At 64.2% G+C, this 17569-nt stretch carries 14 protein-coding genes; 11 read left to right on the top strand and 3 right to left on the bottom strand.

The features are described 5' to 3' along the window. Positions 1 to 38: 38 nt before the first annotated feature. From poxB to FQ705_RS33030, 11 genes are all read left to right on the top strand, one after another. Positions 39 to 1760 (top strand): ubiquinone-dependent pyruvate dehydrogenase, encoded by a 1722-nt coding sequence (poxB, locus tag FQ705_RS33080; RefSeq protein WP_144149141.1) that lies wholly within the window; start codon positions 39 to 41, stop codon positions 1758 to 1760. Between the two features lie 204 nt (positions 1761 to 1964). Continuing rightward, positions 1965 to 4136, top strand: coding sequence for an FUSC family protein (locus FQ705_RS33075; protein WP_144149139.1), 2172 nt, complete (start codon positions 1965 to 1967; stop codon positions 4134 to 4136). Next, positions 4133 to 5692: an efflux transporter outer membrane subunit gene (locus tag FQ705_RS33070; RefSeq protein ID WP_144149137.1), complete on the top strand. Its 1560-nt coding sequence runs from the start codon at positions 4133 to 4135 to the stop codon at positions 5690 to 5692. Before FQ705_RS33075 ends, FQ705_RS33070 begins: the two co-directional genes overlap by 4 nt. Next, positions 5676 to 5876 carry a DUF1656 domain-containing protein gene (locus FQ705_RS33065; RefSeq protein ID WP_144149135.1) on the top strand — a complete coding sequence of 67 codons (201 nt, stop codon included), beginning with the start codon at positions 5676 to 5678 and terminating at the stop codon, positions 5874 to 5876. Before FQ705_RS33070 ends, FQ705_RS33065 begins: the two co-directional genes overlap by 17 nt. A 57-nt stretch (positions 5877 to 5933) precedes the next feature. Beyond that, the gene (locus tag FQ705_RS33060; protein ID WP_186308104.1) at positions 5934 to 6890 is read left to right on the top strand and encodes an HlyD family secretion protein; all 957 of its coding nucleotides are present in this window, start codon (positions 5934 to 5936) and stop codon (positions 6888 to 6890) included. Positions 6891 to 7032: 142 nt separating this feature from the next. Next, positions 7033 to 7470 carry a PRC-barrel domain-containing protein gene (locus FQ705_RS33055; RefSeq protein ID WP_144149131.1) on the top strand — a complete coding sequence of 146 codons (438 nt, stop codon included), beginning with the start codon at positions 7033 to 7035 and terminating at the stop codon, positions 7468 to 7470. A 322-nt stretch (positions 7471 to 7792) separates the two neighbouring features. After that, a complete protein-coding gene (locus FQ705_RS33050) occupies positions 7793 to 10000 on the top strand; it encodes a PAS domain S-box protein (RefSeq protein WP_144149129.1) in 2208 nt (735 codons plus the stop codon). Further along, positions 9990 to 10682 (top strand): response regulator transcription factor, encoded by a 693-nt coding sequence (locus FQ705_RS33045; RefSeq protein ID WP_144149127.1) that lies wholly within the window; start codon positions 9990 to 9992, stop codon positions 10680 to 10682. The genes FQ705_RS33050 and FQ705_RS33045 overlap by 11 nt, the downstream gene beginning before the upstream one ends. Before the next feature lie 343 nt (positions 10683 to 11025). Beyond that, positions 11026 to 11985, top strand: coding sequence for a helix-turn-helix domain-containing protein (locus tag FQ705_RS33040; RefSeq protein WP_144149125.1), 960 nt, complete (start codon positions 11026 to 11028; stop codon positions 11983 to 11985). Further along, positions 11972 to 12166 (top strand): hypothetical protein, encoded by a 195-nt coding sequence (locus FQ705_RS33035; RefSeq protein WP_144149123.1) that lies wholly within the window; start codon positions 11972 to 11974, stop codon positions 12164 to 12166. The genes FQ705_RS33040 and FQ705_RS33035 overlap by 14 nt, the downstream gene beginning before the upstream one ends. A 32-nt stretch (positions 12167 to 12198) precedes the next feature. Beyond that, positions 12199 to 12612: a DUF3331 domain-containing protein gene (locus FQ705_RS33030; protein WP_144149121.1), complete on the top strand. Its 414-nt coding sequence runs from the start codon at positions 12199 to 12201 to the stop codon at positions 12610 to 12612. An 89-nt stretch (positions 12613 to 12701) separates the two neighbouring features. Here the strand turns inward: FQ705_RS33030 and FQ705_RS33025 are convergent, their stop codons facing one another. From FQ705_RS33025 to FQ705_RS33015, 3 genes are read right to left on the bottom strand one after another with little or no spacing between them, the layout of a single operon-like run. Next, the gene (locus FQ705_RS33025; protein WP_144149119.1) at positions 12702 to 13691 is read right to left on the bottom strand and encodes a cytochrome d ubiquinol oxidase subunit II; all 990 of its coding nucleotides are present in this window, start codon (positions 13689 to 13691) and stop codon (positions 12702 to 12704) included. A 25-nt stretch (positions 13692 to 13716) separates the two neighbouring features. Then, entirely contained in the window at positions 13717 to 15114 is a 1398-nt protein-coding gene (locus tag FQ705_RS33020) for a cytochrome ubiquinol oxidase subunit I (RefSeq protein WP_144149117.1), read from the bottom strand. After that, complete coding sequence (locus tag FQ705_RS33015) at positions 15101 to 17452, bottom strand: FdhF/YdeP family oxidoreductase (protein ID WP_144149115.1); 2352 nt, start codon at positions 17450 to 17452, stop codon at positions 15101 to 15103. Before FQ705_RS33015 ends, FQ705_RS33020 begins: the two co-directional genes overlap by 14 nt. Between the last annotated feature and the right edge of the window lie 117 nt (positions 17453 to 17569).

The raw sequence follows: 17569 nt of genomic DNA, 5'->3' as shown, positions 1-17569 counted from the left end.
CGCCCGGCCGATCTTCATCTTCCGAAAAGGAGTCAAGCATGGCCAGCAACACCATTGCCGGATACCTCGCAGGTACGCTCGCTGCCGCGGGCGTCGAACGGATCTGGGGCGTGACGGGCGACAGTCTGAACGGGCTCGCCTACAGTCTGGCGCAGGCCGGCGAAATTCGCTGGATGCACACGCGCCACGAAGAAGCCGCCGCTTTCGCGGCCGGCGCGGACGCGGCCACGACCGGACGCCTGGCGGTATGCGCGGGCAGTTGCGGACCGGGCAACCTGCATCTGATCAACGGCCTGTTCGATTGCCATCGCAATCATCAGCCGGTGCTGGCCATCGCCGCGCATATTCCGTCCACGGAAATCGGCCTCGGCTACTTCCAGGAAACGCATCCGCAGGAGTTGTTCAAGGAGTGCAGCCATTACGTGGAGGTGGTCTCGTCCGCGTCACAGTTCCCTCGCGTGCTGGCGCGCGCCATGCGCACCGCGGTCGAAGAACGCGGCGTGGCCGTGATCGTATTGCCGGGCGACGTGGCGCTGAGCGAGGGACCGGCGGAAGCGCCGTCGTGGTTCGACAGCGCGCCGCCGCGAATCCTGCCGGCGGAGGCCGATCTCGACCGGCTCGCCGCGATGCTGAACGGCTCCGAGGCGGTCACGATCATGTGCGGCAGCGGCGTACAGGGCGCGCACGACGAAGTGGTCGCGCTTGCCGACGTGCTGGGCGCACCGATCGTCCATGCACTGCGCGGCAAGCAGTTCATCGAATACGACAATCCTTACGACGTCGGCATGACGGGGCTGATCGGTTTCAGCTCCGGCTATCACGCGATGATGTCGTGTGACACGCTGCTCCTGCTCGGCTGCGACTTCCCGTACCGGCCGTTTTATCCGGCCGACGCCAGGATCATCCAGATCGACTGGAAGGGCTCGCAACTCGGCCACCGGGCACCCTTGGCACTGGGCCTCGTCGGCACAGTGAAAGAAACCGTTGCCGCCACCTTGCCGAAGCTGCAGCGCAAAACGGACCGTGGTTTCATCGACAACGCGCGCAAGCACTACGTGTCGGCACGCAAAGGACTGGACGACCTCGCTACGCCGGCCGGCGCGGGCCGGCCGATTCATCCGCAGTACCTCGCGAAAATGATCGACGAGGCGGCCAGCGAAGACGCCATCTTCACCGCCGACGTCGGCACGCCCACCGTATGGGCGGCCCGCTATCTGACGATGAACGGCAAGCGCCAGCTGCACGGCTCGTTCAATCACGGCTCGATGGCCAACGCCATGCCGCAGGCGCTCGGCGCACAGGGCGCGCAGCCGGGACGCCAGGTGGTGTCGCTATCGGGCGACGGCGGCCTCTCGATGCTGCTCGGCGATCTGCTCACCGCGCGTCAACTCGACCTGCCGATCAAGGTGGTGGTGTTCAACAACAGCCTGCTCGGCTTCGTGTCAATGGAATTGAAAGCGAGCGGTTATCTCGACACCAACGTCGACCTCAGCAAGACCGACTTTGCGGCGATTGCAAAGGGTGCGGGCATTTTCAGCATCCGGGTCGAAGAGTCGGAAGACGTGGCGGGCGCGCTGAAGGAGGCGTTCGACCATGCCGGACCGGCGCTGGTCGACGTGGTCGTGTCCAAACATGAACTCGCGATGCCGCCGACCATCGAGCTTGCCCAGGCCAAGGGCTTCAGTCTCTACATGATGCGCGCGATTCTGAACGGGCGCGGCGACGAGATCGTCGAACTGGCGCGCACCAATCTGCGCTAGTCGGACGCGGGGAAGAAGCCAGCAAGAAAGCGGCCGGGGAACCGGCCGCTTTCGCGTTGCGCGTCACATCTGGAAAAACAGTGCGTTTACGCAAAAGCCCCCAGCGTGGTTATCGCAATCTGGAAGCGTGAGACGGTCCTGCGTAGCGCGACCTGGCGCCATGCGCCACCGCCCCGATTGATGGCCACGCCCCCACGAGCCCCTATGAACTTGCAACCGGACAGCGCCGCCCTTCCGCGATGGCGGGACGAATTGACGACGTACTGGAACGCGGACGGACCGCGCTTTTTGCACATCGCGAAGGTTGCGGCGGCGGTCACGCTCGCGATGGGTCTCTGCATGCGGCTGGAGCTTCGTACGCCGGGCACCGCGATGGTGTCGTGCGTCATCGTGATGATGCATCAGCAAAGCGGCATGGTCATCGCGCGCGGGTTCTATCGCGGGCTGGGCATGGTGTGCGGCAGTTTCGCCGGGCTCGTCATCATCGCGCTGTTTCCGCAGCAGCCGCTGCTGTTCTTCCTGGCGCTGGCGGCGTGGATCGGCGCGTGTGTGTTCGGCGCTTCGTACTACCGCAACTTTCAATCGTATGGTTTCGTGCTGACCGGTTACGGCACGGCGATTACGGCCATGCCGGCCTGGTCCAATCCGTATGGCGTGTTCGACAACGTCGTGTACACGGTGAGCGAAGTCGTGATCGGCGTGGTCTGCGCCTGCCTGGTGAGCGCGCTGGTATTTCCGAAGCGGGTCGCGCCGGCGCTGTATGCGTCGGGCAGCCGCAATTTCACCGATCTGCTCGAGGCGCTCCATACAGTCCTGCAACGCACGCCCGCCGGCGCGGGCTTCAAGACCTTCGTCGAACTGATCGCCGAACGGGCCGGGATTGAAAGCCTGCGCAGCGGCGCGATGTTCGAGGACCCGTCGATTCGCTTGCACAACCCTGTGTTTCTCGATCTCGACCGGAGTTTTCTCGACACGGTGGCGTGGATTCACGCGCTGCATCAGTTGAAAACGCGTGCCGCCGCCAACGCCGAGCCCCGCGCGTTCGCGGCCGTCGAAGAACTGATCGACAGCCTGCTCGCCATCGTGCCGGACCCCGTGCAGCCGCAGATCGTCACGCTGGAACAGGTCGAGGCTTTGTGCGGCCGCCTTCAGACGTTCGAGACGGCGCTGCCGGCGCATCTCGGCACGCTGCTCGAATCGGTGGCGGACCTGTCGCCTCATCAACGTCAGTTCGTCGCGACCGCGGGGGCCGCGCTGTTTTTCTCGATCGCCGACCTGCGCGTGCTGTGCCGCAGCTACGTCGAAATACGCACGAACGATCGGCGCTCGTGGTCGCGCTCGGTGATCGAGGCTGTCAGTCGCCTCGGCCGCACCCGCGCGACGGCCAATCGCATCGCCGCCCTGATCGCCGGCGTCCGCGCTTTCGTGGCGATCCTGCTGGTGGGCGCGGCGTGGCTGTCGTCGGGCTGGGTGGGCGGCTCGAGCGCAATCGTCGCGGTGGCGATCACCAGTGCGCTGTTCGCGCTCGCCCCCAACCCCACCGTCGCGAGCTGGCAGATTTTCGTGGGGTGTCTGCTCGGCTGGCTCGCCGGCTTCGGCTTCAATTTCTTTTTGTTGCCGCGTCTGGATACGTTCGAGTTGATCGCGCTGTCGATTGCGATCTTCGTGATGGTGGGAAGCTACCTCAACACGTTCCCCAAAACGGGGATTCTCGGACTTGGTTTCAGCATCTATTTCTGCTTTATCGTCAGCATTGCCAATCCTGCCGTCTATAACCCGAGCGCCTATCTCGACACCGGCTTTGCCTTGCTGTGCGGCATCGCTACGGCCGCCGTGGCGTTCTCGGTGATCGTGCCGCGCGCGGGCGACTGGGTCACCGCGCAGTATCTGAAGCAGGTCCGCGCGCTGGTCGCCAACGGCGCGCGCGACGGCGACCTCGACGATCTGCTGTTCAGCTTCGAATTGAGCCTGCGCGATTTCATCATCGAAATCGCGGCGGCGCCGACGGACGCGCACGTGGATCGCAATCATCTGATCGGCTGGGCGTTCGCGGCGCTCGAAATCGGACGGGCGATGATCCAGGTGCGGCTCGACACCGAACAGCTCGGCGCCGCGCTGCCGCCCGCATGGGCCGGCGCGCAGCAGGCGTGGCTGGCGGCGCTCGCCAACGTGTTCGCCGAGTCCACGCAGAAGTCGGCCGACATCGCATTGGCGGCGACCCAGCAGGCGCTCGACGTGTTGTCGCTCGCGCAGAACATCACGGTCGACGCGACGATGCTCACGCGCTGCCGGATGCGTGCGCTCCTGCACATCACGGAGCTGACGCTGCAGGACGGCACCTTGTCGCTGTGGCGCACGGCGGGGAACGCAGCATGACACGGCATCGCTTTTCAGACTGGAAAACACGCCGTGTTTCGGCGTATGCCGCATGCCGTCCGCTGCTGGCCGCGCTCGCCTCGGCGTGGCTGCTGGGCGGCTGTATCGACAGTGGCGGCGTCCATTCGCACGAGTCGATGCTCGACCCGGCGTCGCTCGATCCGGGCACCGCCTTGCGCGCCACCCAGCCTGACGCGAACTGGCCCACCGACCACTGGTGGCAGCAGTGGCACGATCCGCAACTCGACTCGCTGGTGCAGGACGCCACCGCCGACAACCCCGGCTTGCGCACGGTCGAAGAACGGGCCGAGGCGGCCCGCTATCAGGCCCAGATCGCCGGTGCGGGTCTGCTGCCGCAACTCGATGCCGGCGGCAGTTTCGAGCGCCGCCGTTACGCCCGCTATACGACGCCGGCGCCGCCGGGCGGCACCACGGTGTGGAGCAACAGCGTGCAGGCGGACCTCTCGTTCGATCTGGATTTATGGGGCAAGACGCGCGCGATCCGCGAAGGTGCGCTCGACAACGTGCAGGCCGCCGCTGCGGACGCGCGCTTCGCGCAAGTCGAACTGCAAACCGCCATGGTGCGCAGCTACGTGCATCTGTCGCTGCAATATGCGCTGCTCGACGTGTATCGCGCGGTTCAGCAGGAGCAGCAGCACACGCTCGACATCGCGACCCGCCGTTGGCGCGCGGGGGTCGGCAGCCAGCTGGAGGTCAGTCAGGCGTCGACCGAGTTCCAGACGAGCACCACGCGGGTTCAGCAGGCGCAGCAGCAACTGGCGCTGACCCGCATCGAGATTGCCGGTTTGGCCGGCAAGGGGCCGGGCTATGGTGATGCACTGCGCCGTCCCGGGCTTGCGCTGAGCGTGCCGGTGGCGCTGCCGGCGTCGTTGCCAGCCGAACTGATCGGGCATCGACCGGACGTGGTGGCGGCGCGTTGGCGGGTGCTGGGTGCGGATAAAGGCATCGCGGCCGCGCACGCCGATTTCTATCCGGACATCAACCTGGTCGCGACCGCGTCGCTAGGCTCGGCGGCGACCTTCGGCGGCTTTTTCAATTTTCTGAACAGCGACGGCGTCGGCCACGGCGTCGGCGCGGCGATCTCGCTGCCGATCTTCGATGGCGGCCGGCGGCGCGGCCAGTACGGCGTGGCCGTGGCGTCGCGCGATGCAGCGGTCGATGCCTACAACCAGAGCGTCATCGGCGCCATGCAGGCGGTCGCCGTGCAGGTGGTGTCGTTGCGCTCGCTCGACCAGCAGCAGGCGTCGGTCGAAAGCACGCTGGCGTCGTCGCGCAACTCGTTCCGGCTGGCCGACACCGGCTATCGCAGCGGCATCACCGAATTCCTCAACGTGCTGGCGGCCCAGAACGTTCAGTTGCAGCAGGAGGAGAGCCTCGCGGGCATCCAGGCCGAGCGTCTCGACGCCTGGGCGCTCCTGATGAAGGAACTGGGCGGCGGATTTGCGCCTGACCAGGCCGAGCGGATTTCCGAACGGGCATCGCAAGGAGCAACACCGGGAGCACGACCAGGAGCAGCGGATGCCGCGCGAAATTGATCTGTTTTCGCTGCTCGTGCCCGGCCTGCTGCCGATCCTGGCGGAGTGCGTGGTGGTGTTCGTCGTACTGGACCTGATCCTCGCGAGACTCGATTTCTATCGACTGACCTGGCACCCTGGCCTGTTTCGCGTTGCGTTGTTCGCGGCGATGTTCAGCGGCGCCTCGCTGCTTTTCTGGCAATGACGCGCGCGCCAAACCCGCACTCCTGAATTCACTGACCGCCAACCCCGTTAAATGACGATGACCAAGCAATCCATCCTGCGCGCAGTCTTCACGCTTACCCTTCTGGTGGTGGCGATCGCGCTGGTTCGCCTGTTATGGGTCGACTACATGTTTTCGCCCTGGACCCGCGACGGCCGGGTGCGGGCGAACGTGGTGCAGGTCGCCACCGACGTCTCCGGTCTGGTCGCCGACGTGCGCGTGAAGGACAACCAGCTGGTGCGCAAGGGCGACATTCTGTTCGTGCTCGATCCGGCGCGCTTCCACTACGCCCTCGCGCAAGCCGACGCCGATCTGCTGCGAGCCCAGGCGCAGGTGGCGCAAGCCAAAGCGCAGATGGCCGGCAGCGAGTCGGGCTTCGCCATGAAGCGCGCCCAGGCCGCGCGCCGCGCCAACCTGGCCGGCGACGTGATCTCCGACGAAAGCCGCGCCGATTCGGCCTCGCTCGCCAGGCAGTCGGCCGCGTCGTATGCCGCCGACCAGGCCGCCTATAGCGCGGCCGAAGCGGCCTACAAAGCCGCCGTGGTCGCGCAGCAGACGGCGGCGCTGAACCTGGCGCGCAGCGAGGTGCGCGCGCCGTCCGACGGCTTCATCACCAATCTGAACCTCTATCCCGGCGACTTCGCCACGGCCGGTACGGCGCGCATGGCGCTCATCGACTCCCATTCGTTCTGGGTCTACGGCTATTTCGAGGAAACCAAGCTGCCCAACGTGCAGGTGGGCGACCGGGCGGTGGTGCGGCTCTTGTCGGGCGGCAAGGACATCGTGGGCCATGTCGAAAGTCTTGCGAGCGGAATCGCGGACCGCGACAACCCGACCGGCGGCGACCTCCTCGCGGACGTCAACCCGATTTTCACGTGGGTGCGGCTTGCCCAGCGCGTGCCGGTGCGGGTGCATCTGGACCAGATTCCGGCCGGACTGAAGCTCGCCATGGGCATGACCTGCACGGTGACGCTGCAGCCGCGCGGCGAACCTTGACGTCATCGTGCGAATTGGAAAACGGACTCGCTGCGATGCGTGCAAAGTGTGGGTCAGCGCGACCTGGGGCAGCCGCGGCGCGGCGCCGTCCCCGGCTTGCAAACGGGCATTTTTAATCGATTCATTCTCTGGAGTAAAAATCATGAAGCTGAAGTGGGCACTCGTATTTCTGGCCGCCTCGACCTTGGGCGCAATGGGCCAATCCGCGAGCGCGCAGGTTGCCGGCGCGCAGACCATCGGCGTCAGCGTGGAGCAGGCGCAACTGATCGTGGAAGGCTGGAGCACCAAGAAAAGTCTGCTGGGCAAGACCATCTACAACGACAACGGCGAGAAGGTCGGCGTGTTGCACGACATCATCATCGCGCCGGATAACGCCGTTTCGTTCGCTATCGTGGCGGCGCACCAGTTCCTGGGCGTGTCCCAGCACGACGTGGCGATTCCCATGTCGCAACTGGACTATGTGGACGGCAAGCTCGTCTGGGCCGGCGCCACGCGCGACGTGGTCAAGGCGATGCCGGTGTTCCAGTACACGAAGGTGCGCACCGTTCCCATCGCACGTAAGGACTACGGCCACCATTAAGGCCGCCGGCTTCCCCGGAACCCCCGTGGTCAGGCCCACCGGGGGTTGTTCGCCGGGGTGCGGGCAGGGCCGGTTTTTTTGAAGGTTTAAGGAAAAATAAGTACCACCATCGACGCGGGCTCGCGCATGATGCAAATCAGATTGAAAGCTATCGGTCACCGGTAGGTCTGAGTGTCATGTGTCCGGACAGCCAACCCGGCTGTTTTCCTGGCGGCAGGCTACCGGTATTTGCTCACCCACGCCTGTGTCGAAAGCCTTATGTCCACGCCTTTGCGTCCCGTCATGTCCGCTTTTCGTTCGGTCGTGCATTAATCCGGCCGTCATGAAAACGTTCCCGCGCGCCCTGCCCATCGCGAACCGCGACTCGAGTCTCGTGACGACGCTCGCCGCCGTCATTGCGCTGGTCGTGTTCGGCATCGACGCGCTGACGCCGCTCGATATCGCAGTCGCCGTGTTCTACGTGGTGGTGGTGCTGCTGGTCGCCTCGACCAATAATCGCCAGGCCACCCTCGCCGCCGCGCTGGGATGTGTGGCGCTGACCTTGCTCGGCTTCGCGATGTCGCACGACTCGGGCTATACGAGCGGTGCGATTGCGCGCTGCCTGGTCAGTCTGGTGGCGATCGGCACCACCTCCTTTCTGAGTCTGCGCAACCAGGCCGCCACCACGACGCTGCAGGAGCAGGTCGAACTCCTCAATCTCGCGCACGACGCCATCGTCGTGCACGACATGAACGACCGCATCACATTCTGGAATCACGGTGCCCAGGCCCTATACGGCTGGACGGCGCAACAGGCGCTCGGCAAATCCATTCATACGCTGACGCAGACCTCGTCGGCGGTGCCGGTCGAACAGATTCGCGACGAACTGCTGCGCACCAACCGCTGGCATGGCGAATTGCAGCGAGTGCGGCACGACGGCAGCGTCGTGGTGATTTCGAGCCGTTCGGCGCTATGGCGCGACGCCACCGGCGCGCCGCGCGCGGTGCTGGCCACCAATAACGACATCACGAAGCGCAAGGAGATGGAGGCCAAGCTTCAGCGTCAGCAGGAAGAACTGCGCGCGACCATCGACGCGATCCCCGGCATGGTCTGGAGTTGTTCGGGCGACGGCAGGCTCACCTTCATCAATCGCCGCTGGAACGATATGGGCGTGACGCTCGAAGAGGGCGAGAACGGCACCGATGTCTGGTCGGCGATCGTGCATCCGGCCGATCTGCCGCAGATGCAGCGCGACTGGCAAACGGCGATCGCGGCGGGGACATCGTTCGAGAACGTCTCGCGTATCCGCACGCGCCCAGGCGTCTATCGCTGGATGCACCTCGGTGCGGAACCGTTACGCGACGAGGCCGGCATGATCTTGCGCTGGTACGGCGTGAATACCGATATCGAGGAGCGCAAGCAGGCCGAGCAGGCGCTCGAACGCAGCGAGGCGTTTCTGCTGGATGCGCAGCGTCTGAGCCGTACCGGCAGTATCGCCACCCACTTTGCCGATGAGTCGTCGATGTGGTGGTCGGACGAGGCCTACCGGATTTTCGATTACCCGCCCGAAGTCGAGCCTTCGATCGAGGCAATTCTCGCGCGTACGCATCCCGACGATCGCGCGCTGGTGCGTGGCGCGTTTGAACAGGGAAATGGCGGGGCCGGGCTGGTCGACGTGGAACACCGCCTTGCAATGCCGGACGGTAGCGTCAAATATGTTCACTATGTCGCCCATCTGAATACGCCGCGATCCGGCGGCTCCGAATACGTCGGCGCGCTAATGGACATTACCGAAACAAAGCTTGCCCAGGAAGCGCTCGCGCGTTCGAGCGCCGAACTCGCGCACGTGACGCGCGTTACCCTGCTCGGAGAACTCGCCGCGTCGATTGCGCACGAGGTGACGCAGCCGATCGCCGCCGTGGCGGCTTGCGGCGGCGCGGCGTTGCGCTGGCTGAATCGTCCCACGCCCGAACTCGGGGAAGTGGAGCAGTCGGTCACGCAAATGATTCGCGACGCGAAGCGCGCCAGTGAAATCATCCAGCGCATCCGCGCAATGGCGAAAAAGCGTGACCGTAGTCCGACTTCGGTGGATCTCAATGGGATCGTCAGCGAATCGGTGGAGCTGATGCGGCGCGAGTTCGAACGTCATCGGGTGGAGTTGCAACTGGAACTCGACGAGCCGTCGGCCATCGTATGTTGCGACCGGGTGCAATTGCAGCAGGTGCTGGTCAACCTGCTGATGAATAGCGTGCAGGCAATGGCCGACGTCGGCGGCGCGCGCAAGCTGCGTCTCGCCACGCGTCTGGCCGACCCGGAGCATGCGCAGGTCGTCGTGCAGGACTCGGGCACGGGCATCGGCGAAGAGAATGCGGACCGGCTCTTCAGTACGTTTTTTACGACCAAGGCCGAGGGGATGGGGATGGGTCTGTCGATCTGCCGCTCCATCGTGGAGGCCCACGGTGGCCGTATCTGGGCCGAATCGCCGGAAACAGGCGGCGCGATGCTGCAGTTCATCCTGCCAGTCGATGAAGGGAGATGTCATGAGCAGTAGCACTACGAGCCAGGACGATAAAAACGCGGCGCTCACCACCATGGTCTATGTCGTGGATGACGACGAATCGATGCGCGAGGCCGTCAGCATGTTGTTGCGTTCGGTGGGGCTGGCCGTTGCCACTTTCGGCACCGCGCAGGAGTTTCTCGCCTATGACATGCCCGACGTGCCGAGCTGCCTGATTCTCGATGTCCGCCTCAAAGGGCAAAGCGGACTCGCCGTCCAGGAACAGATTGCCGAGAGCCAGCTGGGCTTGCCGATCGTCTTCATGACGGCGCACGGCGACATTGCGATGACCGTCAAGGCCATGAAGGCGGGCGCGACGGATTTTCTGGCCAAGCCGTTTCGCGATCAGGACATGCTGGACGCTGTCACGCATGCGCTCGCGAGAGACGAAGAGCGGCGCGAAGTCAGCCGTGTCGTCGGCGATTTGCGTCGTTGCTACGATTCGCTGACGGCGCGCGAGCGCGAAGTGATGGCCTTTGTCGCTGCCGGCCTCATGAACAAGCAGATTGCCGGCGAAATGAATCTGAGCGAAATCACCGTCAAGATTCACCGTGGACAGGCCATGCGCAAGATGGGCGCGCGTTCGCTGGCGGACTTCGTGCTGAAAGCCGAAGCGCTTGGCGTCAAGCCGCCGCAAAGCAATGCGACGGTAGCGGCGCGCGGCACGCGCGCCTGAGCGAACCCGGCTGCAGGCTGTCATCGTCGAAGGCGGGCCGCCCCGGCCCAGGCACGATCCGGCTCATACGTTCGTATGAGTCGACCACCGTTTCGGTTCAGAGACGCGCTCCAAATCCCACTTTTTTTCATCGGTTCTGCCGCCAGTCCGCGCCAGGCACGGCTGCGTACTGCCTGCGCGTCGCTCTGCGAGACTAAACCTGCATATGAGTGGATCGAACCATTGGTCATTCCAGGCAACCGTATGTAGGGCTAGTTGACGTGTTTGCGGTGCGTTACCTTGGAGTCATCGCGGTGCCTGTTCAAAGCCGCACCGTCACATCACTCATTCAGGAAGACCGATCATGATCAGTTCGTTCTCTTCGTCTCCCGAACCCGCCCTCGACGTTATCCATAGAAGTCGCGTGAGCTCGATCGGCATGGAGCATGCATGGCGCGACCCGAGTCACGAGGGGCACGCCGCCGCATCTCAGCGTAGCAACATCCTCGTGTCGCGGTGGATACGCAACGACGGCGGGTCTCTCGAAGTCATCAACCCCGGCAACACCGCGCATCATTGCATCGCGATGAACCTCAAGTGCACGTCGCTCAGCTTCGCGCATGCCGGGCGCACCCTGGTTCGCGGACGCGTCACGGCAGGTGCGATTCAGATCACCGCGCCGAGCGTGCCGTGCAGCGCGGTGTTCGAGTCCGCGGCGGACGTGTTGCATCTGTTCGTCTCGCAGCAGGTCATGGGCGAATGCTTCGAGGACACTTTCGGCCGCTCGCACACGGGCGACATCCGTATCGACGATCCGAAGCTCGTGCGCGATCCCGCACTCGAACGGTTGGGCCAGGCGCTGGCCGTCTCGCAGTCCGACGACGCCACGCTCGGCAAGGTCTTCACCGACAGCGTGAGTCTCGCGATCGTGTCGCGCGTGATTGCTCGGCACTTCACGGTGACGGAGCGCAAAGCGCGTGAAGCGAGTGCCTTGCCTTCGTGGCGGCTCAGTCGCGCGATCGACTATATCGACGCGCACCTGTCCGAATCGATCGGGCTTGCCGACATCGCCAATAGCACGGGATTGACGCGGATGCACTTCGCGTCGCAATTCCGTCGCGCAACCGGCATGCGCCCGCACGAATACCTTTTACGCCGGCGGATCGACCACGCCCAGCAGCTCCTGCTCGAGTCGCGACACAACGTGCTCGATGTGGCGCTGAGCTGCGGCTTTCGCTCCCAGGCTCACTTTACAACCGTGTTCAAACGCCTCGTTGGCGAAACCCCGTATTGCTGGAGGATGAAAGCGAATGTCGATCGCTAGCCAGGTTGGCGAGTTTCTGAAAGTCAGTGCAGTTTTCCTGCGGCAGTCCGACGTCGGCGTAGCGCGCGACGAATGGCTGCCGATGAATCGAGCAGGCGATGCGCCCGGCCATCTCTACATGCCGTACGCGTTGCACGCTCTCGAGGCAATCGCCGGCGACGGCTATGACGCCGCCCGTTGATCAACCGGAGTACCTGAAACAGGAGTGTCACCATGCTGGAGAAAGCGCATTTCACCGATCCGTGGTTGCGGACGCTTGGTTTGCTATCCGTATTGTCCGGCGACGCGGAGGTCGGTAACCACGCCGTCGAGGCGGCCATCGCGCGCAAGGAGCCTTGGGGTTGCCATTTACCGGTCATGGGACAACGCTTCGAGGTTCAGGTCCGCGTGATCGACCGGCCCACGCAGTCCACTGCGACGGTGGCATGGCGCGACCCGACGCACTGCTCCTATGGCGATCAGGTCTGGCATGCGAGCCGGGCACGCGTAACGGGTGTGTGCGCCTTGAGCGGACAATCGATCAAACGCGGCGACGCGATCTACAAGCCGCGTCCTTGCCGGCCCGCGCCGCTGAATGTCGGCGCGATGATTCTCGGCAGCGTGCTCAACAACGCCGTCGGGATGTGACCGGAGCGTCGTTGTCGTAGCTTGAATGACGGGCGGTGGTGATAGGGGCAGCGTTGCCTGATATCACCACCGCCCTTTTGCGCAGGGATTCATTCCCCGGCGTGAGAGCCGGTCAGCACCTTGCCGCGGAAGATGTAGTACTGATAGAGGTTGTAGCCGATCATCACCGGCAAGAGGAAGCCGATGCCGATCAGCATGAAGACGAGTGTCGACGAATCGGATGCCGCTTCCACGATGCCGAGCTTGCCCGGCACGAAGTCGGGAAAGAGGCTGATCGCGAGGCCTGCGAACGACAGCACGAACAGCGCCACGGCGCCGCGAAACGGGCCGCGCGAGCTGCCCAGATAGAGCGAGGCCGCGATGAACGCAAACGCCAGCGCCGCTGCAAGACCGAGCGCCATCAGCAGATGGAAGACGCCGGGCTGGCTCCAGCGGTCGTGTCCCACCTCGCTGACGAACCAGGTGGCAGCGCTCAGAATGACCGCCGCCGCAACGGTCACGAGCGCGCTCAGCAACGCGAGCCGGCGCGACCATTGTTCGATTGTCCCGGCAGTTTTCTTGACCAGATAAGTCGAGCCGAGCAACGAATAACCCGCCACGACACCGACCGCCGAGACCGCGACGAACACGTCGCTCAGAGCGCCAGGCATCAGTCCGGTGATGACCTTGCCGAGCACGATGCCCTGGGCGATCGCCGCCACCAGACTGCCGACACCGAATACCTTGTCCCATAGCGGGCCGTGGCTCACGCTGTGACGGAACTCGATCGCCGCGCCCCGCATGATGAGCCCCGCGATCAGCAGCATGATCGGCAGATAGAGATCCTCCAGAAGCAGCGCATAAGCATCGGGAAACGCGCCGAAGAGGGCGCCGCCCAGCACCACGAGCCAGGTTTCGTTGGCGTCCCAGACGGAGCCGATCGTTTGCACCATCACGTCGTGATCTTCGCGGCGCTTGCGTAGCAGGCTCAAAATGCCGATGCCGAGATCGAAACCGTCGGTGATGACGTAGAACACCAGCATGAGACCGATGACGCCGAACCAGGTGAAGGCGAGCATCGTGTGAGTCGAACTGTTCATGAAATAGCCTCGCAGAGGGAATGGTTTAGTACTCGGTGACAGTAGCAGCGACGTCCGCCTCGATCGTCGAAGGCGGCGTCGGACTCGGGTCGGGACCGGCACGTAGCCAGTTGCGGGCAAGCACGAAGAAGGTGATCAGCAGCACCACGTAGAAAGCGAAGAACATGGCCATGCTCAGGGTCACCGACGACGCCGCAACCGTCGAGACCGCGTCCCGGGTGCGCAGCAGGCCATAGACGACCCAGGGCTGGCGTCCGACTTCGCGCACGATCCAGCCCGCCTCGACGGCGACATAGGGCAGTGGAATGCACAGCACCCAGGCCAGTAGCAGCTTGCGTTGCGCGAGCAGCTGTTCCAGATTGCCGCGCGTCTTGCGGAACACGTATGCGCTCCAGAGGGCCAGCACCATGAACAGGAAGCCGATGCCGGCCATCACGCGGAACGCGTAATAGAGCAGTGGCAGCATCGGCGGCTGGTCGGCGGGGGCGAAATCCTTGAGCCCTTTGACCTCGCCATGCAGCGTGTGGGTGGCGAGCATACTCAACATGCCCGGCACTTCGAGTGACCAGTCGTTGCTCTGGGTCTTCTGGTTCGGCCACGCGAGCAGCGACCACGAAGCAGCCGTGCCCGGCGCATTGGTGACCCAATGCCCTTCGATCGCCGCGCCCTTGGCGGGTTGTGTCCTGAACACGCTGCCGCCGCTCGAATCGCCGAGCCAGATCTGGATCGGTGCGACGAACACCAGAATCAGCAGCACGATCCTGAACGAGTGCGCGAAGAATTCGACGTTGCGGCGCCTGAACAGATTCCAGGCCGAAATGCCGGCGATCACGAACATGCCGGTCTCGATCGCCGCGAGCCACATGTGCGTGACGCCCCAGACCATGTCGGGATTGAAAATGGCGGCGGCGTAGTCGGTGACGACGATCTTGCCGTTCTCGACCGTCACACCCGCCGGCGTCTGCATCCACGAATTGGCGACCATGATCCAGAATGCGGAGATGCTCGAGCCGAGCGCGACCATCGAGGTCGCAAACAGATGCACGCCGCGCGGCACGCGTCCCCAGCCCAGCATCATCACGCCGATGAACCCCGCCTCGAGCATGAAGGCCATCGCGCCTTCGAAGCCGAGGATGTTGCCGAAGAACTGGCCGCTATAGCGGGAAAAGCCCGCCCAGTTGGTGCCGAACTGGAACTCCATCGGAATGCCGCTCACCACGCCCACGGCGAAGTTGAGCACCAGCAGCTTGCCCCAGAAGCGCGCCTGCCGGTAATAAGCGTGATTACCGGTGCGCAGCCACAGCGCCTCGACCAGCACGAGGAAGGCAGACAAACTGATCGTGAGAATCGGCCATAAGATGTGAAAAATAGCCGTCATCGCGAACTGGGCGCGAGACAGATCGAGCACGTTAGTGAGCTGCATGTGAAACCCCCGCAGGAGCGAGCCTGGCCGATTGTTGCAGGGAGTCGGCGTCACCCGTCGCGGCCGGCACGATCCTGACCGGGACGGACTTGTAGGAGGGGGTACGGCTTTTCTGATCGAAGGCATAGAGCGGAATCAGCGGATTCGCCTCCGGGTAATAGGCACCGCAGCATCCGTCGGGCAGCACGTACTCGACCACCTTGAAGTGGCGAATCACGCGCTCGATACCATCGTTCGACAACGCGTAGATATCGACGCGGTCGCCTGCATGCAGGTTGCGCTTCTGCAACTCGTGCGAGTTCATGAAGACCACGTCGCGTTGGCCAAACACGCCGCGATAGCGGTCCGAATGCGAATAGAGGGTGGTGTTGTACTGATCGTGACTGCGCATGGTGGTGAGCCATAGCGCGTCGGGATCGTTCTGTACCGGATCTTCGTCGAGGCCCTTGAAGACGAGAAAATTGGCGCGGCCGGTGGCCGTCGCCCAGACCCGCTCCCGCGCGCTCGAAGCGAGATGGAAGCCACCCGGCACGCGAATGCGCTGGTTGTAGGCCTGGAAGATCGGATAGACGATTTCGATCTTGTTGCGGATGCGGTCGTAGCTCGCGACGAGATGCTCCCAATCGACGTGCGAGCCGGGACCCATGGTCGCACGCGCAATGCCGGCGACGATCGCCGGTTCGCTCTTCAGATGCGGCGAGGCCGGCTCGTTGCGGCCACCCGATGCATGCACCATCGACATCGAATCTTCGACCGTGATCGACTGCGGGCCGTCGGCCTGGATATCGATCTCGGTGCGGCCCAGGCAGGGCAGGATCAACGCCTGCTTGCCGTGCACGAGGTGGCTGCGATTGAGTTTGGTGGCGATGTAGACCGTCAGGTCCAGCTTGCGCATGGCGGCTTGCACGCGGACCCAGTCCGGCACGGCCGCGGCAAAATTGCCCCCGAGCCCCATGAAGACCCTGGCGTCGCCGCGCATCATCGAATCGATCGAGGCGATCACGTCATGGCCGTGCGCGGCGGGCGGCCGGAAACCGAAGGCCCGTTCAATGCCGTCGATCAGCGCCGCCGAAGGTTTCTCCGTGATCCCGACCGTGCGATTGCCCTGTACGTTCGAATGGCCGCGCACCGGGCACACGCCCGCGCCGGGCCGGCCGACATTGCCGCGCAGCAGGGCGAGATTGGCGACCTGCTGAACTGTCTCGGTGCCGCGATGATGCTGCGTGAGCCCCATGCCGTACACGAGGATTACGCTTTTCGCCTGCATATAGATATTGGCGGCGTTCTGGATCTCGTCGCGCGACAAGCCGCTCTGGCTGACGATCGCATCCCATTGGGTGGCGCGCAGATCGGCGAGCAGATCGTCCAGGCCGTGCGTGTGTCCTTCGATGAACCCGGTATCGAGGATGCGGGGTTGGTCGGCGGCGAGCGCGGCGTCGTCGGCCTCGATCAGGGCTTTCATCATGCCCTTGAGCACGGCGACGTCGCCGCCCACCCGCAGCTGATAGAAAAACGTACTGATCTGCGTGAAGCCGAGCGTCGCCATTTCCAGCGGATTTTGCGGCGAGGCGAAGCGCTCCAGCGCCCGTTCGCGGAACGGATTGAACGAGACGATCTTCGCGCCGCGCCGGGAGGCGCTGTGCAGATCGCTCATCATGCGCGGGCTGTTGGTGCCCGGATTCTGGCCGAAGATGAAGATCGCGTCGGCGTGCTCGAAGTCCTCCAGCAGCACCGTGCCCTTGCCGACGCCAATCGATTCGGGCAGACCGACACTGGTCGCCTCGTGACACATGTTCGAGCAGTCGGGGAAGTTGTTGGTGCCGAATTCGCGTACGAAGATCTGGTAGAGAAAGGCCGCCTCGTTGGAGGCGCGTCCCGAGGTATAGAAGTCCGCCTGATCGGGGTGGTCGAGATCGTTCAGATGTTTTGCGACGAGCGCGAACGCGTCGTCCCAGGCGATCGGCAGGTAACGATCGGAGGCGGCGTCGTAGGCCATCGGATGGGTCAGGCGGCCCACCATCTCCAGATCGTAGTCGTCCCAGGCGGTCAACTCCGTGACGCTATGCGCGGCGAAGAATTCCGGCGTGCAGCGATTGACGGTGGCTTCCCACGCGACGGCTTTGGCCCCGTTCTCGCAGAATTCGAACGACGAGGTGTGCTTCGCATCGGGCCACGCGCAGCCGGGGCAATCGAAGCCGTCCGGCTGGTTCATCCGCAACAGGGTCTTCGCGCCGGAGACGGTGATGCCCTGTAATGCGAGCGCTTCGCCGGTTGCCTTGAGCGCGCCCCAGCCACCTGCGGGTTCGCTGTAGATCCGGATTACTTTTTCTTTAGCCATGTCCATTTCCCACCAATTTGTTGAGGGCATGGCGAAGCATGGCGTGCTGCGTAGGACGTCAGTTGTTCAAAAGCCCGTCCGTTTCATATTCGCACGTCGATCTCGGCATGGGCGGTC

Origin of the sequence: Paraburkholderia sp. BCC1884, from assembly GCF_900996225.1 — a bacterium.
Lineage (GTDB): Bacteria > Pseudomonadota > Gammaproteobacteria > Burkholderiales > Burkholderiaceae > Paraburkholderia.
Note: the sequence above shows the minus strand (reverse complement) of the source record. Positions and strands in the feature narration are given on the sequence as shown.